This is a genomic window from Bordetella tumulicola (assembly GCF_965138755.1).
GTDB lineage: Bacteria > Pseudomonadota > Gammaproteobacteria > Burkholderiales > Burkholderiaceae_B > Bordetella_A > Bordetella_A tumulicola.
This window is the reverse complement of record NZ_CBCSFP010000001.1, coordinates 407,123-430,205: the sequence shown is the minus strand read 5'-3', so window position 1 is coordinate 430,205 and position 23,083 is coordinate 407,123. Positions and strand designations below refer to the sequence as shown.

Annotated in this window: 22 protein-coding genes and 1 pseudogene; 11 read left to right on the top strand and 12 right to left on the bottom strand. The window is 59.4% G+C overall.

Annotated features, from left to right (window positions below):
- The first annotated feature begins 76 nt into the window (after window positions 1-76).
- Both ACNAZS_RS02015 and ACNAZS_RS02010 read left to right on the top strand, forming a co-directional pair.
- Window positions 77-970: an NAD(P)-dependent oxidoreductase gene (locus ACNAZS_RS02015; protein WP_415785630.1), complete on the top strand. Its 894-nt coding sequence runs from the start codon at window positions 77-79 to the stop codon at window positions 968-970.
- Window positions 971-1,003: 33 nt separating this feature from the next.
- Window positions 1,004-1,672 (top strand): GntR family transcriptional regulator, encoded by a 669-nt coding sequence (locus ACNAZS_RS02010; protein ID WP_415785628.1) that lies wholly within the window; start codon window positions 1,004-1,006, stop codon window positions 1,670-1,672.
- Between the two features lie 64 nt (window positions 1,673-1,736).
- Here ACNAZS_RS02010 and ACNAZS_RS02005 read toward each other — a convergent pair whose 3' ends face one another.
- The 10 genes and pseudogenes from ACNAZS_RS02005 to ACNAZS_RS01960 all read right to left on the bottom strand — a co-directional run bounded on the left by ACNAZS_RS02005 (window position 1,737) and on the right by ACNAZS_RS01960 (window position 12,439).
- Window positions 1,737-3,215: a PepSY-associated TM helix domain-containing protein gene (locus ACNAZS_RS02005; protein WP_415785626.1), complete on the bottom strand. Its 1,479-nt coding sequence runs from the start codon at window positions 3,213-3,215 to the stop codon at window positions 1,737-1,739.
- 265 nt (window positions 3,216-3,480) lie between these two features.
- Entirely contained in the window at window positions 3,481-5,973 is a 2,493-nt protein-coding gene (locus tag ACNAZS_RS02000) for a TonB-dependent siderophore receptor (RefSeq protein ID WP_415785624.1), read from the bottom strand.
- A 131-nt stretch (window positions 5,974-6,104) separates the two neighbouring features.
- Complete coding sequence (locus tag ACNAZS_RS01995; protein ID WP_415785622.1) at window positions 6,105-7,067, bottom strand: FecR domain-containing protein; 963 nt, start codon at window positions 7,065-7,067, stop codon at window positions 6,105-6,107.
- A complete protein-coding gene (locus tag ACNAZS_RS01990) occupies window positions 7,064-7,579 on the bottom strand; it encodes a sigma-70 family RNA polymerase sigma factor (protein ID WP_415785620.1) in 516 nt (171 codons plus the stop codon). The genes ACNAZS_RS01995 and ACNAZS_RS01990 overlap by 4 nt, the downstream gene beginning before the upstream one ends.
- A gap of 107 nt (window positions 7,580-7,686) precedes the next feature.
- The gene (locus ACNAZS_RS01985) at window positions 7,687-8,526 is read right to left on the bottom strand and encodes an aldo/keto reductase (RefSeq protein WP_415785618.1); all 840 of its coding nucleotides are present in this window, start codon (window positions 8,524-8,526) and stop codon (window positions 7,687-7,689) included.
- A 46-nt stretch (window positions 8,527-8,572) separates the two neighbouring features.
- Window positions 8,573-9,406, bottom strand: coding sequence for an ABC transporter ATP-binding protein (locus ACNAZS_RS01980; protein WP_415785616.1), 834 nt, complete (start codon window positions 9,404-9,406; stop codon window positions 8,573-8,575).
- Window positions 9,407-9,426: 20 nt separating this feature from the next.
- Window positions 9,427-10,108, bottom strand: a pseudogene (locus ACNAZS_RS01975) (iron chelate uptake ABC transporter family permease subunit); the annotation flags it as partial.
- 1 nt (window position 10,109) lies between these two features.
- Window positions 10,110-10,488, bottom strand: a 379-nt coding sequence (locus tag ACNAZS_RS01970) for an iron chelate uptake ABC transporter family permease subunit (protein ID WP_415785614.1), incomplete at its 3' end; no start/stop codon positions are given.
- Window positions 10,489-10,494: 6 nt separating this feature from the next.
- Window positions 10,495-11,499 (bottom strand): FecCD family ABC transporter permease, encoded by a 1,005-nt coding sequence (locus ACNAZS_RS01965; RefSeq protein ID WP_415785612.1) that lies wholly within the window; start codon window positions 11,497-11,499, stop codon window positions 10,495-10,497.
- Between the two features lie 10 nt (window positions 11,500-11,509).
- Window positions 11,510-12,439: an ABC transporter substrate-binding protein gene (locus ACNAZS_RS01960; RefSeq protein ID WP_415785610.1), complete on the bottom strand. Its 930-nt coding sequence runs from the start codon at window positions 12,437-12,439 to the stop codon at window positions 11,510-11,512.
- A 301-nt stretch (window positions 12,440-12,740) separates the two neighbouring features.
- On the opposite strand from ACNAZS_RS01960, the gene hpxZ reads away from it, so the two are divergent.
- Window positions 12,741-13,115 carry an oxalurate catabolism protein HpxZ gene (gene hpxZ / locus ACNAZS_RS01955; RefSeq protein ID WP_415787023.1) on the top strand — a complete coding sequence of 125 codons (375 nt, stop codon included), beginning with the start codon at window positions 12,741-12,743 and terminating at the stop codon, window positions 13,113-13,115.
- Window positions 13,116-13,148: 33 nt separating this feature from the next.
- Here hpxZ and ACNAZS_RS01950 read toward each other — a convergent pair whose 3' ends face one another.
- Window positions 13,149-13,439 carry an addiction module antidote protein gene (locus ACNAZS_RS01950; protein WP_415787021.1) on the bottom strand — a complete coding sequence of 97 codons (291 nt, stop codon included), beginning with the start codon at window positions 13,437-13,439 and terminating at the stop codon, window positions 13,149-13,151.
- Between the two features lie 77 nt (window positions 13,440-13,516).
- Window positions 13,517-13,813 (bottom strand): type II toxin-antitoxin system RelE/ParE family toxin, encoded by a 297-nt coding sequence (locus ACNAZS_RS01945; RefSeq protein ID WP_415785608.1) that lies wholly within the window; start codon window positions 13,811-13,813, stop codon window positions 13,517-13,519.
- A 328-nt stretch (window positions 13,814-14,141) separates the two neighbouring features.
- On the opposite strand from ACNAZS_RS01945, the gene ACNAZS_RS01940 reads away from it, so the two are divergent.
- From ACNAZS_RS01940 to yghX, 8 genes are all read left to right on the top strand, one after another.
- Window positions 14,142-14,411 (top strand): hypothetical protein, encoded by a 270-nt coding sequence (locus tag ACNAZS_RS01940; RefSeq protein ID WP_415785606.1) that lies wholly within the window; start codon window positions 14,142-14,144, stop codon window positions 14,409-14,411.
- Between the two features lie 4 nt (window positions 14,412-14,415).
- Window positions 14,416-14,871, top strand: coding sequence for a YaiI/YqxD family protein (locus ACNAZS_RS01935; protein WP_415785604.1), 456 nt, complete (start codon window positions 14,416-14,418; stop codon window positions 14,869-14,871).
- A 414-nt stretch (window positions 14,872-15,285) separates the two neighbouring features.
- A complete protein-coding gene (locus tag ACNAZS_RS01930) occupies window positions 15,286-16,320 on the top strand; it encodes a BMP family protein (protein WP_415785602.1) in 1,035 nt (344 codons plus the stop codon).
- The gene (locus ACNAZS_RS01925) at window positions 16,317-17,846 is read left to right on the top strand and encodes an ABC transporter ATP-binding protein (RefSeq protein WP_415785600.1); all 1,530 of its coding nucleotides are present in this window, start codon (window positions 16,317-16,319) and stop codon (window positions 17,844-17,846) included. The genes ACNAZS_RS01930 and ACNAZS_RS01925 overlap by 4 nt, the downstream gene beginning before the upstream one ends.
- Before the next feature lie 17 nt (window positions 17,847-17,863).
- The gene (locus ACNAZS_RS01920) at window positions 17,864-18,937 is read left to right on the top strand and encodes an ABC transporter permease (RefSeq protein ID WP_415785598.1); all 1,074 of its coding nucleotides are present in this window, start codon (window positions 17,864-17,866) and stop codon (window positions 18,935-18,937) included.
- A gap of 11 nt (window positions 18,938-18,948) precedes the next feature.
- On the top strand, window positions 18,949-19,899 hold the full coding sequence (locus tag ACNAZS_RS01915; RefSeq protein ID WP_415785596.1) for an ABC transporter permease: 951 nt from the start codon (window positions 18,949-18,951) through the stop codon (window positions 19,897-19,899).
- A gap of 48 nt (window positions 19,900-19,947) precedes the next feature.
- Window positions 19,948-21,222: an amidohydrolase family protein gene (locus ACNAZS_RS01910; RefSeq protein WP_415785594.1), complete on the top strand. Its 1,275-nt coding sequence runs from the start codon at window positions 19,948-19,950 to the stop codon at window positions 21,220-21,222.
- A gap of 145 nt (window positions 21,223-21,367) precedes the next feature.
- Window positions 21,368-22,255 carry a YghX family hydrolase gene (gene yghX / locus ACNAZS_RS01905; RefSeq protein ID WP_415785592.1) on the top strand — a complete coding sequence of 296 codons (888 nt, stop codon included), beginning with the start codon at window positions 21,368-21,370 and terminating at the stop codon, window positions 22,253-22,255.
- The last annotated feature ends 828 nt before the right edge of the window (window positions 22,256-23,083 follow it).

Here is a 23,083-nt window from a genome sequence, read left to right as displayed (position 1 = left end):
TGAAATCCGACAGCCGGACTGCCTCCTAGCGGGCCGGCGGCCGACGTTTTATCGAATATCGACAGAGAGACATGACATGGCAACACCGAAAATTGGTTTTATTGGCCTGGGCAGCATGGGCAAGCCCATGGTGCATTGTCTGGTAAAGGCCGGGTATGGCGTCGCGGTTTATGACGCCAACGCCGAAGCGGTCGCCGCACTGGCGACCGATGCCAATATCAGTGCGCAAGCGACGCCCGCCGCCGTGGCCCGCGAGGCCTCAATCATTATTACGATGTTGCCCACCAGCGCCATCGTCGAGCAGGTCTTGACGGGTTCGGATGGCGTGTTGTCCAGCGTGAAGCCGGGATCTATCATTGTCGAGATGAGTTCCGGTGCGCCTGCGATGACGCGCACGTTGGCACAAGCCGCCGAGAAGCAGGGCGTCGAGTTGGTCGACGCGCCGGTGTCGGGTGGCGTCAGCCGCGCAAAAACGGGTGACTTGTCGATCATGTTTGGGGGAAGCTCGGCCGCCCTGTCGACCGTAGAGCCCGTGCTGAAAGCCATGGGATCCAGCGTGGTGCGCACCGGTGACGTGGGCACCGCTCATGCGATGAAGGCGCTCAATAACCTCGTGTCGGCGGGCGGGTTCTTGATTGGTGCGGAGGCCCTGGTGATGGGCAAGCGATTTGGGCTCGATCCGGAGATGATGGTCGATGTGCTGAATGCCTCGACCGGGATGAACAACTCGACGCAAAAAAAGTTTAAGCAGTTCGTCTTGTCGGGTAAGTACAATGCCGGCTTTGGTCTGGAGTTGATGGTCAAAGATCTTGGCATCGCTCTGGGATTGGATGACAACCATACCGCTGAGTTTTCGCAGCTTTGCCTGAAGATATCGCGCGCGGCGTCGGAATCGCTGGGCAAGGGAGCCGATCATACTGAGCTCGCCCGGTATGTCTCGCAACGCTGTGACGTGCCCTTATCGTCATAGTTGGCGACGCGGCGCGGCAACGAGTCAAGGGCCATGAATATTCAATTTGAACGTGTGGATGTCTCGCTGAAAAAGCAGGTGATTGATCATATGCGGGACGCCATCATCGATGGCTCGTTCGCGCCGGGTCAGAAACTGGTCGAACGCGAGTTGTGCGAGCTATTTGATGTCAGTCGTTCATTGATGCGTGAGGCGCTTCAGAAATTAGAGGCTGAAGCGCTGATCACGATCGTGCCCCATCGTGGCCCCGCCGTCGCGGAGATCACGCTGGAAGAGGCGCGTGCAATCTACGCGGTGCGTCAGGCGCTAGAGGCGCTGGCCGGCGCAGGCTGCGCGCAGCATGCCACCGAAAGCGACATCGCCGCCCTCGAAGCCAGCCTAGAGCGTATCGCCGCATGTCAAGGCAATGACGATCAAAAGGCACTCGTCAAGGCCAAGAACGATTTTTATCGTGTCTTGCTCAAGGCGTGTGGTAATCCGATCGTCCAGGAAATGCTGACCGGTCTGAATAACCGGATTACCTCGCTGCGCCGATTTTCCATGGGGCAGCCCGGGAGATTGGCGCATACTGTCAAAGAACTCGAAGCGGTTATCGACGCGATTCGCAGTCGTGATGCAGCACGGGCATCGAAACTATGCGCGGATCATGTCAGCAAAGCCGCGACGATTGCCTTGCGAGTGATGGCTGATCAACAGTCTTAGCACCGAGCTTTGCTCAGCATCGATTCGCTGCCAACGGGTACTTCGGTGGGAAATCGGCCGGTGGTCACGTTGCTGCGCGTTGTGCCGTCCAACCGCAAATCGCCGCCACGCTCAAACAGCCTATCCACATTCCGGGAAACACTGGCGTCACCAGGGCATCCTGCAGGCGGCCTTGTGTGAACAAGGTCGCGATATCGATCAGCGGTATCGCCAGCACCAGAGCCGTCAACCCCGACCATTGCTCGCGCCATAGACGATTGGGTTGCCTGAAGGCCGCGTGGGCGGCGGACAACGCCCAAAGCGCAAAGAACAGCGTGACCTCGCGCTCGTGCAGGCCAGGCGATTGCGGCCAGCACAAACGGTTTGCCAAAAAATAGCCCGCGCACGCGTAAAGCGGGCCGGCGATCATCGCGACGTTGATGCGACTTGCCGCACGCTCAAATCGGGTGGGCCGCACGGTACGGCGTAGGGTAAAAAGCAGCAGCCCGGTAGCAATCATCGCCGCGCCGGCGACGCCCAACACGAAATACAAGCCGCGCAGCACGGCGCCCGCATAACGTCCATAGTGCAATCCGCCCATCACACGCATCACGATCAGCGACGCGCGGTATTGGTCGGCAATCTGCAGTATCTGACCGGTACGGCCATCGAGGCTGACTCGATCCGGAAAGGCCATCAAGCGATCATCGTAGTGGCGCAAGACATCCACTCTGGAGTTCATCTGACCGGGTTGATGCACCCACACGCTGGCAGTCCTATCGTGTCCGATATAGTTTTCGGCACGAGTGACGCTGGTGGCCAATGACTGTGTCGTCGCACGTTGTGAGCTCGCCCGCAGCGGTGGAGGAACCGGAAAGGCCTGCGCCACAAATGCCGCGGCGTTGCCATCGTAGCGGCTATTGATACCGGAGGGCAGGTACGTCAGCAACAAGGTCGACAGCGCCGTGATGGTAATCATCAAATAAAACGGCAAGGGCAGTACGCCCAACACGTTGTGCGCATCCAGCCATGCGCGTCCGGTCGATGCATTGGGCCGAAATGTAAAGAAATCGACGAACAGACGACGGTGCACAATGAGCCCGCTGCAGAGCGCTATCAGCATCACAATACTGGCTAGCCCGACCAACAAGATGCCTGGCAATCCCGCGTGCAGGCTGTAGTGAAATTCGATCAGAAACTCGCCACCTTCTGTGTCTCGAGGAGAGATAGTCTGGCCGCTGGCGGGGTCCAGCCAGGCCGTTTCGCTTTGTCCGTCTTGGTGCCAGGCCACTAGTAGCGCCGGATGACGGGCCCAGGGCAATTCGACCTGCCAGCTTTGGGCCGTGGGCGGGGCGTGTTTTTCGAGCCAGTCCTGCGCAATGTGCAGAGTGTGAGTGCGATCAGCAGGACGCACCGACAGGAATTCCGGTGTCATCCAGTGCGTGATCTCGGCAGCTACAACGCTTAGTGCGCCGGTCATGAACACGGCATACAGCAGCCATCCAAACAGCAAACCTGCCCAGTTGTGCAACCAAGCCATCGACTGGCGCAGGCTGCCTAGCATGCCTGTAATCCAACGCGCGCAACCAGGCAGGCCACGCAACCGGCCACGATCGCCATCCAGACCCGCGCATGGCTACGAGCGGCAAAGGCCCACAGCGCTATCCCCACGTATAACGCGATAGATAACAGGCCTGGATAGAAGAGCGCATCAGCGGGGTGCAGCGGCAATAATGCAGCTGTGCCCGCAAAAACATAGATCAGAACATATCCGCCTGGGCCCGCGGCCACAAGACGCGATATCACTTCGCCCTTCGATGCACGCCGTTTCACCATCGGTATCTCAACGTGGCGTAGACCATGCGGCCAGCGCCATAGGAGCACGATAGATTCGTAATGCACGTGCCGACATATCGACGGTCAAACAAGTTACTGGCGTTAAGCGCTAGATTCAGGCCCTTTAATGAGGGATCCATGCGACCAAAATCGTAAGTAATCGCGGCATCCACCAAAGTGACCGCGGGGATACGCAAAGTATTGGCCGGATCACCCCAGTCCGATCCTATATAACGCACGCCCGCACCCAGGCCCAGACCCTGCAAGGCACCGCTTTGTACGGTGTAGTTCAGCCAGGCCGCTGCCTGGTGTTGGGGGGCGTAGTACAGCCGTTTTCCTTGCCTCGATTCGGGTATGCCGTCGACGATGTCGGTATTCGCGGTGCGCGTGATCTCAGAGTCCACATAGGCGTACGAGGCGACGGCATCCAGGCCTTGTGCGAGGGTGGTTTTGCCCTCCAGTTCGATCCCGCGCGCCCGAGTTTCACCGGTCTGGGTCTGAAAGCCCGGCGGGCGTCCCGGCGTCGTGTCGGAAGTCAACACGTTGGTCTGCGTCAGTTGATAGACCGACAGCGTGACCATGGTGTCGCTACCCGGCGGCTGATACTTCAACCCGGCCTCGACCTGTTTTCCTTTACTGGCTTCGAACGGGTTGCCGTTGTAGTCTGTGCCGCCTGTGGGGGTAAACGAGGTGGAGTATGAAAGATAGGGCGCCAGGCCATTGGCGAACAGATAGGTCAAGCCGGCGCGGCCGGTAAAGGCACGATCACGTTGAGAGACCTTTTGCGACGTCATCAGGTTACGGGTGATGCTGTCGGCAATGTCATAGCGCCCGCCTAGCGTCAGTACCCAATTTTCATAACGCAGTTGGTCTTGCATGTACAGACCATATTGCTCGGTCTTTTGACGAGCGTCGATGCGCGTGATGAGATCGTCAACGCCAGGCGCGGGTAGACCATAGTGCGGATCATACAAATCCAGTGAGGGAACGCCCGCGATGACGTTAGAAAAATAGTAGGTGTCGCGCATGTTCAAATAATCAAAGCCGAACAGCGCTTCGTGATGCACGGAACCCGTATCAAAGCTCGCGAGTACTTGTGTATCCAAGGTAAACGTGGCGCCTGTCCCCTGACCGCGCGCCATGGTGCGCGACCACGTACGCATGTCGACGGGATCCAGCATGTACCCCGGCATCGTGCGGGCTTCGCCTCGCATGTGGTTATAGCGTAGATTTTGTTTAAAGGTCCACGTGTCGTTCAGTTCGTGGCTAAACAAATATCCAACCGAGTATTGCTCGCGGTTATATCGATCCCAATCCGGTTCGCCCGCAAATCGGTGACGTGAAATTTCGCCATTCGGATTGTCATAGAGCGTACCTGCAGCGGGCAGGGTGCCGTACAACGGAACCTGATGATCCTTTTGATAAAAGCCCAGTAGCGTCAGAGAGGTCCGGGCCGAGGGCTGCCAAGTCAGGGCCGGCGCGACAAATATTCGATCGTCTTCGGTGTAATACGGCGATTGGGCGGCGTTGCGCTGCAAGGCCGTAAAGCGGTAGCGCCACTGTCCTTCGTCGTCCACGGGGCCACTCAAGTCTATCGTGGCTTGTTCGCGGCCGTAACTGCCCGTTTGCAAGCTGATCTCGCGCTGTGCCGTCTCGGTTGGCAGCTTGCTGACCATATTGATCAGGCCCCCCGGCGTGTTCTGCCCATAGAGCACGGAGGAAGGTCCTTTTAGGACTTCCACCCGTTCCAGCCCGTAAGGTTCAATTTGCAGCATGCCAAAGCTGTATGCTCCGTATGGCAATCGAGAACCATCGAGGTTGTTGCGCGCTGCGTACCCGCCACGCAGATAAATATTGTCGTAACGCAGATCGGTGCTGCCGCCAGGTGCATACAGGCCAGGGGTGTATGACAGGGCTTCGACAACCGTGTTGGATGCTCGCACCGTCATCTCATCACGAGTCACGACATTGACGGTCTGGGGGACTTCGATCAATGGCGTATCGGTCTTGGTAGCAGTAGCGCTGCGTCGCGCGGCGAACCCGATGACCGGGCCGGTCGCAGATTCAAATCCTTCTACGGTTACGATGGGCAGCGTCGCTGTCGAGCCAGCGGGGGCCCGCTGCAGGGTGTACACATTGCCGCTGGTATGTACCGATAAGAGTCCTGTGCCGCTCAGTAGCGTGTTCAGTCCCTGGCTGATCGTCGAGTGGCCTTGCAAACCGGGCGACTGTTGACCCGCCGTCAGCGCGGGGTCGAACGACAGATTGATTCCCGCTGCACCCGCAAAGGTCGCCAGCACAGAGGACAGCGATCCGGCCGGAATATTGAACTGGCGTTGCGCGTGTTGGGTCGTTTGTGCCTGCACGTGGCTAGGCAGCGAGCCGATGGCCAGCACCACCGCAAAGGAGAAGCAGGTAAAGACGATCCGTCGTAGGCCCGTCGGGGCGGGACGTAGTCCACAAAGAGGCAAATGTAGGCGAGGCATGCAGGCAGGTCCGAATAGGGTTCTGTCTGGTATGTCGAATGAGATAAAAAAAAGGGCCAGGCGGGCGTGTAAAAAATTATTGATTCACGATGTCGCCATGCGATGCCCAATCACGCATCGGGTGGGGGGCATTAAACGGCGGCCAAAGTGACCCAGTAGCGGGTCCGATAGACCAATTGGACAGGTAGGCTGTGTGTGACGGCACGCAATGCGGTGTCTGTATGGCTCAGTTGAAAGGCGCCAGAAACGCGTAAATGCGCGATCTGTGGGTCACATCGCACAATCCCCGGCCTGTACCGATTGATCTCGGCCGCAAAGTCGTCCAATGACATGGCGTCCGCATACAAAACGCCTTGGGCCCAGGCTTGAGGTGGATACAACACCGGGTGGGCAATACTTGCCGCCGTACTGGAGAACGTCGTCGCGTAACCCGCGGTCAGTCGAACGCTGCTGCCCGATGATGGCTCGATGTCTATGCCACCCTCGATGACCGCGACAGCACAGTGATCGGCAAACTGTCGTACCGTAAACCGCGAGTGAGTGCTCTGGATGATGCCGTTGTCTGTTCGTACCCGTAATGGTCGCGCGTCGTATCGGGCGGAGTGAGTCATTTCGACCAGAATTTCCCCCGTACGCAGTGCGATTTCTCGGGAGGAGGGCGTAAAAGCAATATCTACTGCACTGGCCGTATTCAGTGTCAACAGGCTGCCGTCCGGCAGATCCAGGCGGCGCTGTTCACCCACGCCCGTGGATTGGTCCGCGGTCCAGGTTTGCCACGGCGCGACATGCCAAGCCAGCCAACCAGAAGGTACCGCGAGGGCCAGCCCCGCCAGGGTGCGCATCGCGGCCCGGCGATCATGACGCTGCGGCCGGTTTAACGCGGCCCGGCTCAACTCGGGCGGCAAGGCGCCAAGCTTGGACAAAACCTCTTGAGCGCGACGCCATGCGCGCTCATTTTCGGCACTGGATTGGCGCCAACGGTCACAGGCGTGCTGCTGCGCAACGGAGCAATTGCCCGAATGCATGAGTACCAGCCAGTCGGCTGCTTCGGCGGCGATTTGCGGATCGATGGAGGGCGACGTCTGCAGGCTCATGGGGCGGCCAGGATGCAATGACGAAAAGCCTCTGCCATATAACGTTTGACTGAGCGCACGCCGATAGACATCTCCGCCGCGATCTGCGCATACGTCAGACCATCCAGCTGTGAGAGCAAAAATGCCTGACGCACCTTGGCGGGCAGGGCGTCCAGTAGCGCGTCGATCTCCTGCAAGCTCTGCAAAATAATCAGGCGCTGCTCTTCCGATGGTGCATGCTCGGCGGGAACAAGCGCCAGCGCCTCTAGATAGGCGCGCTCCAGGGCATGGCGCCGGTAGAAGTCCACTACCAGCCGTTTGGCGATCGTGGTCAGATAGGCACGAGGTTCGCGCAGATTGGGCAGTGACTGCCGACGGCTAGCGAGCAAAATACCGGCGAACGCATCCTGCGCCAAATCGGCGGCATCGGCATTGTTACCTAAACGTTTGCGCAGCCAGCTCGAAAGCCAGCCATGATGCGCGTCGTACAACTGGGCAACCATCAGAGATGGTGACGATTCAGAGGAAGACATGCGAGCAGTCAGGGCTATCTATAGGGAAAACTAATTTGTAATAAGAATTAGTCTCAATTATTGCCCTAAAACTCGTGAAACTGCAATTCCCTCTGTTCGCTCCCGTTTCAATGCCCAAACACGTCGGCGTCCATCATCTTCGGGTCGGGGCGGTTCAGCGCGTTAAGCGCCGCCATTTCATCGGCCGATAGTTCAAAATCAAACACGTTCAGGTTTTGCGCCTGGCGGGTGGGGTCGGATGACTTCGGTGCGGGCACATAGCCTGACTGCGTCTGCCAACGCAGCACGACCTGCGCTGGCGTGCGGCCGTGACGCTCGGCCACGGCCGTGATCGCCGGATCGGCCAGCATCTCGCCGCCGCGCCCCAGTGGGCTCCAGGTTTCCGTGACGATGCCGTGCGCGTTATGCAAGGCGACCACATCATCGCGCAAATGGTAGGGGTCCAGTTGAATCTGGTTCACATGAGGCACCAGCCCTTGATCGAGCAGGCGTTGCAAGTGGGTGACCTTGAAGTTGGACGTACCGATCGCCCGGACCACGCCCGATTCCAGCAAACGCGTCAATCCATGAAAAGCGTCGACGTAACGATCCTGGGCGGGGTTGGGCCAATGGATCAACAGCAGATCAATGTAGTCCACTCCAAGTCGCGACAGGCTCGCTTCGCATGCCTGCTTGACGCCATCGACGCTATGCCATTCGCGGTTGAATTTCGTGGTGACGAAGATCTGATCGCGGCTCACGCCCGACTGGCGGATGCCGGCGCCTACGCCGGCTTCGTTGCGATAGTTTTCCGCAGTATCGATCAGGCGGTAACCCAGGTCCAGGGCGCTGGCCACTGCTCGCGCGGCTTGCGTGTCATCCATGGGCCATGTCCCCAAGCCCAACTGCGGCATTGCGACGCCATTCAATAGTGTGACGGTAGGGGCGGGTTGAACAGTGGCGTTCATAGCGTGATTCCTTATCAAAACGAACCAGTGCCCCGCCGTGCAAGAGTCAGGTCTTTTCGAGCAAACTGACTCCTGCGATCACGGGGGTTCCTGTATGCGGGTCTTGCATCAACGTACAGCGTACACCGTAAAGGGTTGCCACTAGCTCCGGCGTCACAATTTGCGCAGGAGACCCTTGCTCGACGATCTTGCCATGCTTCATGGCGACGACGTGGTCGGCGTAACGGCACGCGCTGGACAGGTCATGCACCACCATGACGACGGTCTTACCGACGCGGGCCAGTTGGCGAATCAGTTCGAAGACCTCGATCTGGTGACCCAGATCCAAGGCGGAGGTCGGTTCATCCAGCAGCAGCAGTGGAGTGTCTTGCGCAATCGCCATCGCGATCCAAGCGCGTTGGCGTTGACCGCCTGACATGGATTCCAAGGGGCGGTCTGCCAAGCTGTTCAGGTCGGCGACGTCGAGCGCGGCCTGGATCACGGCCTGATCGCGGTCGCTCCATTGGCGCAGCAAGCCTTGGTGAGGCTGGCGTCCAAAGCGGATGAGCTCAGCGACCGTCAGCCCGTCGGGAGCGCTCGCATCTTGGGGTAATAGCGCCAACAGGCGCGCGACCTCGCGGCTGGGCATCGTGTTGATCGCCTTACCGTTGAGCAATACGCTGCCTCCCTGGCTTTTTTGCAGGCGCGCCAGCCCAGCCAACAAGGTCGATTTGCCGCAGCCATTGGGTCCGACGATGGCGGTGACACGGCCTGTGGGGATCATCAGATCCAGTGATTCAATGATGAGTCGCTGGCCGTAGCCCATGCGCAAGGCTTGGGTTTCGAGGGTGGCCGCGGTGCCGGCGGACTGGTACAGCAGGGAAGAAATCGGGGTGGACATAAGCGAGGTGGACAATAAGGTCAGGGGCCTTTTTGAGCCGATGGGCGCAGGATGATCCACAGCAGGTACGGGCCACCAATGATGGCCATCACAATCCCCACGGGAATCTCGGTGGGCGCCAGAACGGTACGGCCAACCCAATCGGCAAAGACGGTCAAGATGGCGCCAACCAGGGCGGCGCTCAGCATGGGGACACCGTGCTGCCCGCCCAGGTAGCGAGCGACTTCGGGAGCGATCAGTGCGACCAGGCCGACTGGACCGCAGACGGCGACGGCCAGGGCGGTGAGGCATACGGTCACAATAAGCGTGCCGATCCTCATGGCTTGCAAGCGTACGCCCAGGCCGATCGCGACACTGTCGGTAAAGCGCATGGTGGCCAGGCCACGCGTTAATAGCAGACCGACAAACAACAAAAGGGGCAGGGAATAACCCAACAGCAGGACGGTGGCTTTGGGTCGAGCGTTAAGGCTGCCCACCGTCCAGGGATACGCGGCATTCGCGGCATCGATCGCCGCGCGAGCGAGCATCAAATTCGTGAGTGCGCCAAACAGGGCACCGACGGCGATGCCGACCACGATAAAGCGATAACCTCGCGCGCCGGCACCCGCTGCCAGAATAAACGTCATGGCGGCGGCCGTCGCGGCGCCCGACAAGGCCAATGTCGAAGGCGCCATGCTGGTGGCGACGCCGACGATAGACGCGNCGGCAAATGCCGTCGCGCCATTGTCGATACCGATGATGCCGGGAGTGGCCAGGCGATTGCGGGCCAGTGTTTGCATCAGGCAACCGGCGGCCCCCAGCGCTGCGCCGCTAAAGAGGCCGGCCAGAATGCGCGGCAAGCGCAACTCCATGACCAGCAGGCGTTGCATCGGCGTGCCGCCGCCGAGCACGGTCGCCAAGGTGTCCGCAAACGGCAAGGGCTTGGGCCCGCCTGCGCTAAGACAAAATACGCAGATCGCGACCAGCGCGGCCAACAACGCGATAAAGACCCAGGTCGCACGCCGATGCAACAGTAGCGACAGTCCGCCTGTGCGCAATACGAAGTAGCCATGGGGACGGTGCAGAGTGGCGGCGTTGGACATCGGCAATCACAAACTGGGCAGGCGATGGGTACGCACTACCGCGATAAGAATAGGCGCGCCGATAAAGGCGGTCACCACCCCAACCGGTAATTCGTAGGGGCGCACGACCAGGCGCGACACAATATCGGCCAGCAACAAGACACAGGGGCCCAACAGCACACATAGACCCAGCAGCTTGCGGATATCCGTGCCCACAAAACGGCGCGCAATATACGGCACGATCAGGCCCAGAAAGGCAATGGGCCCGGCGGCAGCATTGGCCGCACCCACCAACAAGGCGACTGACAATAATGTAGCCAGGCGCACGCCATGGGGATGGTGGCCCAACCCTTTGGCCACCTGTTCTCCCAGCGCCAGGGCGGCGAGGGGACGCACCAGGGGCAGCGCAATCAATCCGCCCAGGATGAGGCCCGGCAGCGTCCAGAAAAACGTTTCCGGGGGGCGTCCCGCCAGACTGCCCACCACCCAGAAACGAATTTCGTCGGCCGTGCGCTGATCGGAAAGCAGGATCATGCTGCTGCCTGCTTGCAGCAGACCGGTGAACGCCGCACCCGCCAGGACAAGGCGTACCGGGTCGTCTCCTACACCACGCATGCGCAATACCAGCATGACCAGCGCGCAGCCAAGGATCGCGCCGATGAACGCCGCCGACAGATAGAGACTTGCGGTCGAGGCGCCCAGCAGTATCGCCACCACGACCGCAAACGATGATCCGGCGCTGACGCCCAGCAGGCCTGGTTCCGCCAGCGGATTGCGGGCGACGGCTTGCATGAGCAGTCCGGCGACCCCTAATGCCACGCCGACCAGCAACGCCAATTCGGTGCGGGCCCAGCGGAGTTCAAATAGGGTGAAACGCGCGTTGTCATTACCGCCGCCCAGTAGTGCCCGCAAGCTTTCTGCGGGGCTAACATCACCCGCGCCGATCAGCAAACTGAGCAGGCACAAAAACAGAAGACACAGGGCGGAAAGACCCAGTGCCTTGACGGGCATAAAGGATTGTCGGAAGGCCATTCTCGCGCCGTTACTTCGCTAACGACTTCTCCACGTCGTCGAGGATCTGCATCGCGGCCAGATAGCCCGAGCTGCTGCTCCAGATTTGGCCGTCCACGCTGACCACTTGGTCGTCCTGCGCGGCTTTCAAGCGCGTGAACGCGGGTTGAGTGCGGGCCTCATCGAGCGCTTTCTTGCCATCCGGATTGAGCGTGGCCAGGAATATCCAGTCGGCGTCGGCCTTGTTCAGGTTCTCCAGGCTGAGGATGTCGCTATGTGGGCGATCTTTGATGCTGGCCGCCAGCGGGTTGGGTCGCAGGCCCAGATCCTGCAGCAGGCTGCCCACGAACAAATGGCTCGACATCATCTGGGGACCTTGCGGATTCCAGCGCAGCACGGACACGGTGGTGTTGGCGGGCATCCGCTTGCTTAGTTCCTCAACGCGCGTGTCGACTTCGCTAATGCGTTTTTCGGCGTCGTCGGATTTGTCTAACGCCTTGGCGTACTCGCGCAGGGTGTCTTCCCAGGGATCAAACGAGCTACCTGCGGGCACGACGGTGGGAGCGATCAGGCTGAGTTTCGCGTACATCTCCTTGGTCAAGCCGGGGGCCGCCAAAATGATGTCGGGCTGTTGCGCCAGGATGGCTTCGAGACTGGGTTCACGCACCGTCCCCACCAGCGCCAGTGGGCCCGTCTTGGCTTTTAAATAGGTCGGTATATCGGTGCCACCACGGCTCGCCAGGGCGCCTACCGGCTTGATACCCAATGTCGCCGTAGCATCCAAGGCGTTTTCGCCCAGCGTGACGACACGGGTGGGTACGCCTTCGATCTTGACCTCGCCGAATGCCGTTTGCATTGTGCGTTCGGCCGCCCACGTGACGGGGCTGATCGTCAGACCCGCCAGCAAGGCTGCGGCAAAGCGTGGCAGGCGACGGACGGGGCGGGGATCGGAGAAATGCATCGGGTTCCTTCGCGACAACGGCGTAATAGTGATCGGGTCATCCATTGACCAAGAATAAGTCTTATTCCGTAGTTTACATTCTTTACATCCTGGCCCTAGGAGAAACCCTGACGCCAATGGCGAGAGATATTGCATTTGATTACTGAACAAGGGGCAGATTGTTCATGCACCCTTCAGTGCGGTAGAGCAATCAATTCCGAATGCGTATGCGCGGCCGCGTATCCTAGACACTGTCGCAACCGAGTTTCATCGAAACTAAGAAGCGCAGCCTAGAAATATTCCAACGTGAGGTGCGGCGGTGATTGAGATCAACTTGCCCGATGTGGTGGCCGAGGTCCGCGAGCAGTTCGATCGCTACGAAAAGGCCCTGACGAGTAACGATGTCGCGGTCCTCGATGAACTGTTCTGGGACAGCCCCCATACCCTGCGCTATGGCGCAGGAGAGAACCTATATGGTTATGAAGAGATCCAGGCCTTTCGTACCGCTCGGCCCTCGCAGGGCTTGGATCGAGAGGTGCTGAAAACCGTGATCACCACCTATGGTCGGGATTTTGCGACCTGCAATCGGGAATTTCGACGAGAGGGTGTGGCCGGGACCGGGCGTCAAAGCCAGACGTGGGTGCGTACGCCGCAGGGATGGCGGGTGGTGGCTGCGCATGTCAGTCAGTTGAAGTAATTACTGCGCTCGCCGCCTACCACTCTGTGGCTGTCAGATGGAGGCGTGCAGCCGTAATCCGAGAGCACGTGTCACTTTCAAAATCGTTGAGAACTCGGGTTCGCGTACACCTGACAGTGATTTGTACAAGCTTTCTCTAGATAGGCCTGCCTGCTTTGCGACTTTGGTCATTCCTTGTGCTCGTGCAATGTCACCGAGGGCTTTGGCGATAAAGGCCGCATCCCCATCACTTTCGGCAATGCAGGCATTGAGATACAGCACCATCTCCTCGGGCGTACGAAGTCGCTCGGCGATGTCATATTCTCGTGTTGTCAATTTTTTCATAGAAGCTCCTTTGGGAGCGTTGCGTGGCGAGACCGATATAGCACTTTCCTGCCCGAGTTCTTGAAGCGTGTTGAGGCTCATGGCAATTGATCATTCATTTGATAAGCCGCCTTTATGTCTGCCTTCTGTGTTGATTTATCGCCTCCTGCCAGCAGTAGCACGATCGTTCCATGCTGCATTTCAGTGTAATAAACCCGATATCCCGGCCCAACATCGATCTTCAGTTCGGATACGCCTTTTTGCAGGTTGCGATGAGATCCGGGATTGCCAAGTGAGAGCCGTTTAATCCGAGCCTGTATTCGTGCACGAGCAACGAGATCCTTAAGGTTTTCCTCGAACTCATCGTATCTTTTGGTGCTGTGTACTTGTTTCATAGGCAAGCGAAGAATGCTCACCTACCAGTATTCAGCCGGATACACTTAGTGTAGCCTTGTGGCTACGTTCTTTCAAGGTGAGCAATTATGAGGAGCGATTGCTGATCGATGGCAATAGTGTGGCGATTGCCCTATACCTGGTCTATTCGTAGATACCGAGCTGATGCGAATCCGAGGGCACGTGCTCGCCGTATGCTCTAAGATGCGACCTGTCGAATTTGCCGATGGGTAAATCGCGTTTTTTGCCGGAGGATTGCCCCGCGGCAAGGAAGCCCCATAAGGGGGCGCCACCTTTGTGGCATACGTGGGCGTATATCTCTGGATTTTTATGAAAAAGACCGATCTCGAAAAAAATAAAGCCCTGAAGTTGATGGGGAAATTGAATGCCTCTATTCCGTCCGGCCGTTATGCCGCGGGGGCAGCGCCGGCGCTGGATCGTCGCGAGCAACGTCGTCTGGATCAGGCCGCCGGTCTGGTGTCATTTCCGGTCAAACTGCGTCAGCCCGTGATCGACGCCTTGCGCGCCAAGGCCGAATTCGATGAGGTCAGCGTCAACGATCTCATCAATACGCTGTTGACCGACGCCCTGAAAGCCTGACGTTATGCATATTTGGGTGGACGCCGACGCTTGTCCTGTCGTGATCAAGGAAATCCTGTATCGCGCAGCACAACGGTGGCAGCGTTCGTTGACGCTGGTGGCGAATCAGATGCTGCATACGCCACCGTCACCTTTGATACGTGCCGTGCAGGTGCCGCGGGGCTTTGACGTCGCGGACGACTATATCGTCCAGCACGCGTCAAAGGGTGATCTGGTGATTACGGGGGATATTCCTTTGGCCGCCCAGGCGCTCGAAAAAGGCGCCCTGGTGCTCAACCCTCGCGGTGAGCGGTATACCGAGGACACCATCCGAGAGCGGTTGTCGGTGCGAGACATGATGGAAGAACTCCGCAGTGCCGGCATTGATACGGGCGGGCCAGCGGCATTTAGTCAGGCGGATCGGCGTACGTTTGGCAATGCCCTGGATCGATTGATGATGGCGCAGGCGCGACTGAAATAGCGACCCGTCGACGGTTCGTTGCTTGACCGCCTGGGTATGGCGGCACAAGTTCTCAGGTTGTTATTTTGCGCACCATTATTGTGCTTATGCACTGAAATAATGCATTTATCGACCGTGTTTTTGGGTTCATGCCCCAGGCTAAGGCGGTCTACGCTCAAGAAAATGTCTACAATCTCGTCCGGTTTGGTTTTATGACTCATCGCGACGGGCGAGCTAAGCGGCATGCATTTTCTGCCGCCGGCACATATTTTGCTTCTTTCCAGGCGACCGTAAACCCAACCATTGGGTCCATTACGTCAGATGTTTCACTAGATCAGCCCCTTCCTATCTTGTGCACATGGCGCGAGTTCGCGTCTGGGGGACTCTGAGGCGAACGTCGACGTTTACTTTTCATTCCGCTTGGGAGCCTGAATCATGATGCTTGAAACCCTTCCGTCCGTGCCTGCATTTGCCCGTCGCGGTGTGCTGAAGCTGGGCTTGGCCACCGCTGGCGTGTTCCTGATGTCCGGTCTGGTACAGGCTCAGGACACGGCGGCCAAGATCAAGGTCGCAGCGGTGTACACGGTCCCGGTAGAGCAGCAGTGGGTGTCGCGCATTCACAAGGCTTTGAACGCCGCCAAGGAAAGGGGCGAAATCGAATACGTGTTTTCGGAAAACGTCAGTAATGCCGACTATGAACGCGTGGTGCGCCAGTACGCGGAGCAGGGCAACAAGCTGATCTTGGGCGAGGCCTTTGCCGTCGAGTCCGCTGCCCGCAAGGTGGCCAAAGATTATCCCGAGACAGCCTTCCTGATGGGTTCCTCGGGCAAACCCCAAAAACCAAATTTCTCGGTGTTCGACAACTACATCCAAGAGCCTGCCTACCTGACCGGCATGATTGCCGCTGGTGTCAGTCAATCGGGCAAGATCGGCCTGGTCGGCGGTTATCCGATCCCCGAAGTCAACCGCTTGATGCATGCTTTCATGGACGGGGCCAAGGAGATCAATCCTCAGGTGAGCTTCACGGTGTCGTTCATCGGCTCCTGGTTTGATCCCCCAAAGGCCAAGGAAGCCGCCTTCGCCATGATCGACAATGGTGCGGACGTACTGTATGCGGAGCGCTTCGGCGTGTCGGACGCCGCCAAGGAACGCGGCAAGCTGGCCATCGGCAACGTCGTGGATACGCAACCGCAGTATCCGGAGACGGTCGTGGCGTCGGCCCTGTGGAATATGGAGCCCACCATCGACCACGCGCTGGCCCAAGTCAAGGCAGGCAAGTTCGAGGGCGAGGACTACGGTCAATATTCATTGATGAAGTTCAAGGGTTCGGCGCTGGCGCCGCTGGGTACATTTGAGAAGAAAGTACCCGCCGATCTGATGAGCAAGGTCGAGGCTAAGCAAAAGGCTATTCTCGAGGGTAGCTTTGTCGTCAAGGTGGACAACAGCGAACCCAAGTCCAGCGCGAAATGACGGATACCCTGGCCCTGCGACTTGAGGGCATTACGAAGCGCTTTGGCAGCTTGACCGCGAACGATGCGGTTTCGCTGAGCTTGAAACAGGGTGAGGTTCTCGCCCTGCTGGGGGAAAACGGCGCGGGCAAGTCGACGCTGGTGTCCATTCTGTTTGGGCATTACATCGCTGATGCTGGCCGCATTACGGTCTATGGCCAGGTATTACCGCCAGGTCGGCCGGATGCCGCGCTGGCCGCGGGTGTGGGCATGGTCCATCAGCATTTCACGCTGGCGGACAACATGAGCGTGCTCGATAACGTCATGGTCGGCACGCAATCGTTATGGACGCTGGCCTCGGGCCGTGCGCGGGCGCGGCAGCGTCTGGTCGAGCTGGGCCAGCGGTTTGGCCTGGGCGTCGACCCCGATGCGCCGGTGGGTACGCTGTCCGTCGGCGAAAAGCAGCGTGTCGAGATTCTCAAAGCACTGTATCGCGGCGCGCGCATTCTCATCCTTGACGAGCCCACTGCCGTGTTGACCCCGCAAGAGGTCGAGGGCTTGTTTGCGACGTTGCGCGGTTTTGTGGCCGAGGGGCTCGCCGTCATTTTCATTTCGCACAAACTGGACGAGGTCATGGCCGTGTCGCAGCGCGTCGCGGTGTTGCGGCAAGGCCAGTTGGTCGCCGAGCGCGATACGGCGTCGACCAACGCGTCGGAACTGGCCGAGCTGATGGTCGGGCGCAAGGTCGTCATGCCGCGCGCACACAACGCCGAGCCGCGTACGCAGGCGGCGCCGGTAGTCACACTGTCGCAGGTCACGGTGCGCAATAGCGCGGGCGGCGCGCCGTTGCTCGACAGTGCTGATCTGACCGTGCATACCCATGAGATCGTGGCGGTGGCCGGCGTAGCCGGTAATGGCCAGCAGGCATTGGTCTCGGTGCTCAATGGCTTGCGCCAGCCCGATGACGGCACGATCCGCCTGGGGCCGGCGCACGCGATGGCGCCGCGTACGCCCGCGGGTTGGACGACGGCCGGCGTCGGGCGGATCCCTGAAGATCGGCACCACGAAGGGGTGATCGGGGATAGTCCCCTATGGGAAAACGCGATTATTGAAGATCTGGACGACAAGCGTTTTACGCGGTTGGGCGTCGTACGTGCCCAAGCGGGCCGTGCTTATGCCCGCGAGTTGAGCGAGCGCTTCGATGTGCGGGCAGCCTCGCTCGAGGTGCGCACGCGGAGCTTGTCGGGCGGCAATATGCAAAAGTTGATCCTCGGTCGCACGCTGGCGCGTCAGCCGCGCTTGATCGTGGCGGATCAGCCGACCTGGGGCCTGGACATTGGGGCTGTCGCTTATGTGCGCGAGCAATTGCTAGCGGCCCGTGAGCGAGGGGCGGGCATCTTGCTGGTGTCCGAAGATCTCGAAGAAATTTTTGCGCTGGCCGATCGCATCGCAGTCATGTGCGGCGGAAAAATCATCGCGGTCAAGCCCGTGGGGGCGTGGACGCCTGCCTCCGTAGGCTTGGCCATGACCGGCACTGTGCCTGTCTGACGGCGAGTTACTGACCTATGAATTTTTATCTGGAACGACGTACAGAGCCCAGCCGCACGGCCCTGCTGGTGGCACCATTGGCCGCGATTGCGTTCACGCTGTTGATCTGTGCGCTGCTGGTCGCGTGGGCCGGTGCGCCGGTGGGGCGCACCTATGCCTTGCTGTTCGAAGGTGCATTCGGCTCGCGCTTTGCCTTCTCGGAAACCTTGATGCGCGCCACTCCCCTGATGCTGACCGGGCTGGCGTGTGCAGTGGCTTTTCGGGCGCGTTTTTACAATATCGGCGCCGAAGGACAGTTGTATTTCGGCGCGCTGGCCGCCGTCGCCGTAGGCGGCATGCATGGTGGCAGCGGCTTTGATTTGCCAGTACCCGTGCTATTTGCCTGCATGATGATCGCCGCCGCGTTGGCAGGCGCACTGCTGCTGTTGATTCCCGCAATACTCAAAACCCGTCTTGGGGTGGACGAGGTAGTGACCACGCTGCTGGGCAACTTTATTGTGCTGCTGTTTGTGTCCATGATGCTGGATGGCGCGATGAAGGACCCGATGGCAATGGGCTGGCCGCAATCCGTGGCCCTCAATCCCGATCTGGAGTTTTCCAAACTGATCGCCAAGACCCGGACGCATACGGGCCTGCTCTGGGCACTGGGCCTGGCTGTGGCCCTGTGGCTGATCAATCGCTATACCGTGTTTGGCCTGCAGATGCGAGCGGTGGGAGCGAATGCGCACGCCTCGCGCTTTTTGGGACTGCCGGTGACGCGCGTCATGCTGGGTACGGCGATGCTGTCAGGCGCATTGGCCGGCCTGGCCGGCGCGATTGAGGTCGCGGGGCGCACCAGCTATGTGACGCTGGATATGTCGCCGGGCTATGGCTATACCGGCGTGGTGGTCGCCATGCTGGCGGGCTTGCATCCCCTGGGCGTGGTCGTCGCGAGCATCTTTGTGGCGGGCATGCTGGTGGGCGCCGACAGCATGAGTCGGGCGATTGCCGTACCGAACTATATTGCCGACGTCATCGTGGCCGCGTCGTTGTTGTCCATGCTGGTGGCCACCTTGTTTGCGCAATATCGGCTGCGCCGCAAGCAGGCCTGAAGGAGACGAGCATGGAATGGATGGATTTACTGAGCTCGAGCGCCTTCTGGGTCGCGGTACTGCGTTTGGCGACGCCGCTGATCCTGGGGACCTTGGGCGTCTTGCTGTGTGAGCGGGCCGGGGTGTTGAACCTGGGCATCGAAGGCATCATGGCGGCTGGGGCTTTCACTGGATGGCTGGTGGTGTATCTGGGCGCGCCGTTGTATGTCGGCGTGTTGGCCGCCGCACTGGCGGGCATGGTTTTCGGGCTATTGCATGCCGTGTTGACCGTACCGCTTGGTTTGTCTCAGCACGTGTCCGGCCTGGGGGTGACCCTGCTGGCCACCAGCGTGAGCTATTTCGCGTATCGGGTCACGTTCCCGAGCGTGACCACGCCGCCGACCATCACGCCGTTTCCCGAGATGACGTTTTTCTCGGGGATTCCGGTGATTGGACCCATTCTGGCGGGTCAGACTGTGATGACCTTGATCGCACTGATCGCGGTGCCCGTGATCGCCTGGGTACTGAACCGGACGCCGCTGGGCCTGGCGATACGCATGGTGGGAGAGAACCCTGCCGCGGCCGAAGGGCAGGGTCTGTCTGTGACCAAACTGCGCATGGGTGCGATTGTCGCGGGCTCGGCGCTGATGGGCGTAGCCGGCAGTTTTTTGACGCTGGCGGCCTTTAACGCATTCTTTTTTAATATGGTGAACGGTCGCGGTTGGGTATGCGTGGCGTTGGTAGTGTTCGCCTCGTGGCGGCCGGGCAAGGCCCTATTGGGTGCCTTGATTTTTGCGTTCTTTGATGCGTTGCAGTTGCGCCTGCAGCAGGGCGGCACCCATCTGCCTGGTCTGCCGGAATTACCCTATCAAGTCTATTTGATGCTGCCGTATCTCTTATCGATTTTGGCGCTGGTTCTGATGGCGCGCCGCGCCGCATATCCCCAGGCGCTGATGAAACCCTACCGCAAGGGCGAGCGTTGAGCACCCAGCCGGTGTCCCGCCACCAAGACGATTTAAAAAGGTTTTGACATGCTCGATCTGATTATCAAGAACTGCAACCTGGCCAATGGCCAAACCGGCGTCGATGTCGGCGTGCAGGACGGCCGTATTGTGGCGATCCAGCCTGCGCTGCAGGCATCGGCCGGCGAGGTCGTTGATGCGCAAGGGCAGTTGCTCAGTGCGCCCTTTATTGACCCGCACTTCCATATGGATTCGACCTTGTCCTACGGGCTGCCGCGCGTGAATCAATCCGGCACCTTGTTAGAGGGCATTGCGCTGTGGGGCGAACTAAAGCCCTTGCTCACGCAAGAGGCGTTGGTGGAACGGGCCTTGGCGTATTGCGATTGGGCGGTGGCCAATGGTTTGCTGGCAATCCGCTCGCATGTAGATGTCTGTGATTCGCGCCTGTTGGCGACCGAGGCGTTGTTGCATGTGCGCGAGCGGGTGAAACCGTATCTGGACCTGCAACTGGTGGCCTTCCCGCAAGACGGCCTGTTGCGTTCGCCGGGAGCCATGGACAATCTGACACGGGCGCTGGATATGGGGCTGGATGTCGTGGGCGGTATTCCGCACTTTGAACGGACCATGGCCGATGGCGCCGAATCCGTGCGGCTGCTGTGCGAGATCGCTGCCGAGCGCGGTCTGCGCGTGGACATGCATTGCGATGAAACCGACGATCCCATGTCGCGCCACATCGAGACACTGGCCTACCAAACGCAGCGCCTGGGGCTGCAGGGCAGGGTGAATGGTTCACACCTGACATCAATGCATTCGATGGACAACTACTACGTATCCAAGCTGATCCCGCTCATCCGCGAGGCCGGCGTGTCGGCGATCTCCAACCCGCTGATCAACATCACGATCCAGGGCCGTCACGACACCTATCCCAAGCGTCGCGGCATGACGCGTGTGCCCGAACTGCTCGAAGCCGGCGTGACCGTCGCCTTTGGCCAGGACTGCGTGATGGACCCCTGGTATAGCTTGGGGTCCGGCGATATGCTCGAAGTCGCCCACATGGGGCTGCACGTGGCGCAGATGACGGGGCAGGACGCCATGAACGCCTGTTTCGAGGCCGTGACGACGGCACCCGCCAAAATCCTGGGCCTGGATGAGACGGGCATCGATGTCGGCAAACGCGCGGATATGGTGCTGTTGCAGGCCGGCAGCCCCGTGGAAGCCATACGCCTGCGCGCGACACGCCTGCATGTGTGGCGCGGCGGGAAACGCGTGGCGAGCACGCCGCCGGCGACGGCGTCGTTGATGCTTGAGGGCCGTCCACAGACCGTGGATTTTCGGTCCAGGTAGTTCCTCGGTTGACGTGGATTTTTGGTCGCGGTAACGGCATCGAGGGTATGATTAATCGCAGCTAGTCATCAGGATGCCGTACGGCTCGCGTACGGTGGCCCGGTACAAGATGTCTCGGTACAACACCACGACCTCGGAGATCCCAATGACCCGCCTTACCGCCCGCGATTTTTCCCCTGAATTGCTTGAGCTTTACGACGGTTATGTCCATGGCCGGATCAGCCGGCGCGATTTTCTCGACCGCGCCGCCATGTATACGGTCGGGGGCCTGACGGCCGCAACGATATTGTCATCGTTGAGCCCGGACTACGCCCTGGCACAACAGGTGCCGTTCACCGATCCCGAGATCATTGCCGAATACATCGAGTATCCGTCACCGAATGGCCATGGCGAAGTGCGCGGCTATCTCGTGCGCCCCAAGGCCGCCAGTGGCAAAGTGCCCGGCATCGTGGTGGTGCATGAAAACCGCGGCCTGAATCCCTATATCGAAGACGTCGCGCGACGTGTCGCCAAGGGCGGATACGTGGCACTGGCGCCGGACGGACTGAGCTCGGTAGGTGGCTATCCCGGCAACGACGACAAAGGCCGCGAACTGCAGGCAAACATTGATCCCCAGAAATTGATGAACGATTTCTTTGCGGCGATCGAGTATGTGCGCGCCAGTGACCTGACGACTGAAAAAGTCGGGATCACCGGCTTTTGCTACGGGGGTGGGGTGGCGAATGCGGCCTCGGTGGCCTATCCCGAGCTGGCCGCCGCCGTACCGTTCTATGGGCGGCAGGCCAAGCCCGAGGACGTCTCGCGCATCAAGGCGCCATTGCAGTTTCATTTTGCCGAAACCGATCCCAACGTCAACGGCACCTGGCCCGCCTATGAGGCGGCCCTGAAGGCCGCGGGTACGACCTACGAGGCCCATACCTACCCCGGCACCAACCATGGCTTTCACAATGACTCAACGCCACGTTACGACGAGGCGGCGGCCAAGCTTGCCTGGGAACGGACCATGGCGTGGTTCCAGCAATATCTGGCGTAGGTAAAGGTTTGTCGCGTTGGCTTATCGCGGCGGCTGGTTAACGGGAATTCGCGGCCAGAAATCAGGCATCGGTGGCAACATATCCGGCATGATTGGTCGCGGGTCCGCGGGGTTCGGTCCGCGGATATCGGGCATCGGCAATCGGGGATCATCAAGCGCCGATCGAGGAATGGGTTGCATGCACCACAGGCCACCTCGCGCGGTGGGCGTGCGTACCGTTGGTCTACGAGGTCCGCTGGCCCGATGGTGAAGGGCGATGCGTGTCGGCTTATGGGTGCTCATGTTTTCATCCTGTTTCAATACGATCTCAGATCGTGGTAATTTAATATTGCAATAAATTGACTATAATTGTTATAATTTGGCAATTATATAGAAATTATCGCGAATGCCCCATAAGTGGCTGTATTTGTCGCGTTTTTATTTGGAACCAGATAGGTATCGTCGCACCCAGGCATAACCTCAAAATCCAGTCGTTCGAGGCTCGAACTAGCAGCCAATCCCGGGACTAATATGCATAAAGTGCTTATTTCTAGTATCATGCATAGGTTCATGCAATAACACGGTCGTAATTTCGGTCAACCACATTGTGGTCAACTAGGTTGTGACCGGCCAAACGGTCTTTGTTGACCGACCAAATGTCGCGTACGCGGCACCTTTGTTGTTTTCAAATCATCCACATACCCGGATGTCATGCACGACGGCCGAATTCGCGTAAGGCGATAACGCAGTCATGCGGTGGGTAGCGCTGGAAATAGTAATTCCCATTCGATTTGTCTGAAGTAAATCTGGCATTTTGAACTGTTTGGTTTTACTGCGTTGGCAACACGC

Excerpts from the sequence above, each read along its gene's own strand:
- ACNAZS_RS02015 (WP_415785630.1), top strand. The coding sequence starts at position 77 with ATGGCAACACCGAAAATTGGTTTTATTGGCCTGGGCAGCATGGGCAAG.
- ACNAZS_RS01935 (WP_415785604.1), top strand. The coding sequence starts at position 14,416 with ATGCATATTTGGGTGGACGCCGACGCTTGTCCTGTCGTGATCAAGGAA.
- ACNAZS_RS01995 (WP_415785622.1), bottom strand. The coding sequence starts at position 7,067 with ATGAGCCTGCAGACGTCGCCCTCCATCGATCCGCAAATCGCCGCCGAA.
- ACNAZS_RS01930 (WP_415785602.1), top strand. The coding sequence starts at position 15,286 with ATGATGCTTGAAACCCTTCCGTCCGTGCCTGCATTTGCCCGTCGCGGT.
- ACNAZS_RS01960 (WP_415785610.1), bottom strand. The coding sequence starts at position 12,439 with ATGCATTTCTCCGATCCCCGCCCCGTCCGTCGCCTGCCACGCTTTGCC.
- ACNAZS_RS01925 (WP_415785600.1), top strand. The coding sequence starts at position 16,317 with ATGACGGATACCCTGGCCCTGCGACTTGAGGGCATTACGAAGCGCTTT.
- ACNAZS_RS01945 (WP_415785608.1), bottom strand. The coding sequence starts at position 13,813 with ATGAAACAAGTACACAGCACCAAAAGATACGATGAGTTCGAGGAAAAC.
- ACNAZS_RS01920 (WP_415785598.1), top strand. The coding sequence starts at position 17,864 with ATGAATTTTTATCTGGAACGACGTACAGAGCCCAGCCGCACGGCCCTG.
- yghX (WP_415785592.1), top strand. The coding sequence starts at position 21,368 with ATGACCCGCCTTACCGCCCGCGATTTTTCCCCTGAATTGCTTGAGCTT.
- ACNAZS_RS01940 (WP_415785606.1), top strand. The coding sequence starts at position 14,142 with ATGAAAAAGACCGATCTCGAAAAAAATAAAGCCCTGAAGTTGATGGGG.
- ACNAZS_RS01980 (WP_415785616.1), bottom strand. The coding sequence starts at position 9,406 with ATGTCCACCCCGATTTCTTCCCTGCTGTACCAGTCCGCCGGCACCGCG.
- ACNAZS_RS01915 (WP_415785596.1), top strand. The coding sequence starts at position 18,949 with ATGGAATGGATGGATTTACTGAGCTCGAGCGCCTTCTGGGTCGCGGTA.
- ACNAZS_RS02000 (WP_415785624.1), bottom strand. The coding sequence starts at position 5,973 with ATGCCTCGCCTACATTTGCCTCTTTGTGGACTACGTCCCGCCCCGACG.
- ACNAZS_RS01985 (WP_415785618.1), bottom strand. The coding sequence starts at position 8,526 with ATGAACGCCACTGTTCAACCCGCCCCTACCGTCACACTATTGAATGGC.
- ACNAZS_RS02010 (WP_415785628.1), top strand. The coding sequence starts at position 1,004 with ATGAATATTCAATTTGAACGTGTGGATGTCTCGCTGAAAAAGCAGGTG.
- ACNAZS_RS01950 (WP_415787021.1), bottom strand. The coding sequence starts at position 13,439 with ATGAAAAAATTGACAACACGAGAATATGACATCGCCGAGCGACTTCGT.
- ACNAZS_RS01910 (WP_415785594.1), top strand. The coding sequence starts at position 19,948 with ATGCTCGATCTGATTATCAAGAACTGCAACCTGGCCAATGGCCAAACC.
- ACNAZS_RS02005 (WP_415785626.1), bottom strand. The coding sequence starts at position 3,215 with ATGCTAGGCAGCCTGCGCCAGTCGATGGCTTGGTTGCACAACTGGGCA.
- ACNAZS_RS01965 (WP_415785612.1), bottom strand. The coding sequence starts at position 11,499 with ATGGCCTTCCGACAATCCTTTATGCCCGTCAAGGCACTGGGTCTTTCC.
- ACNAZS_RS01990 (WP_415785620.1), bottom strand. The coding sequence starts at position 7,579 with ATGTCTTCCTCTGAATCGTCACCATCTCTGATGGTTGCCCAGTTGTAC.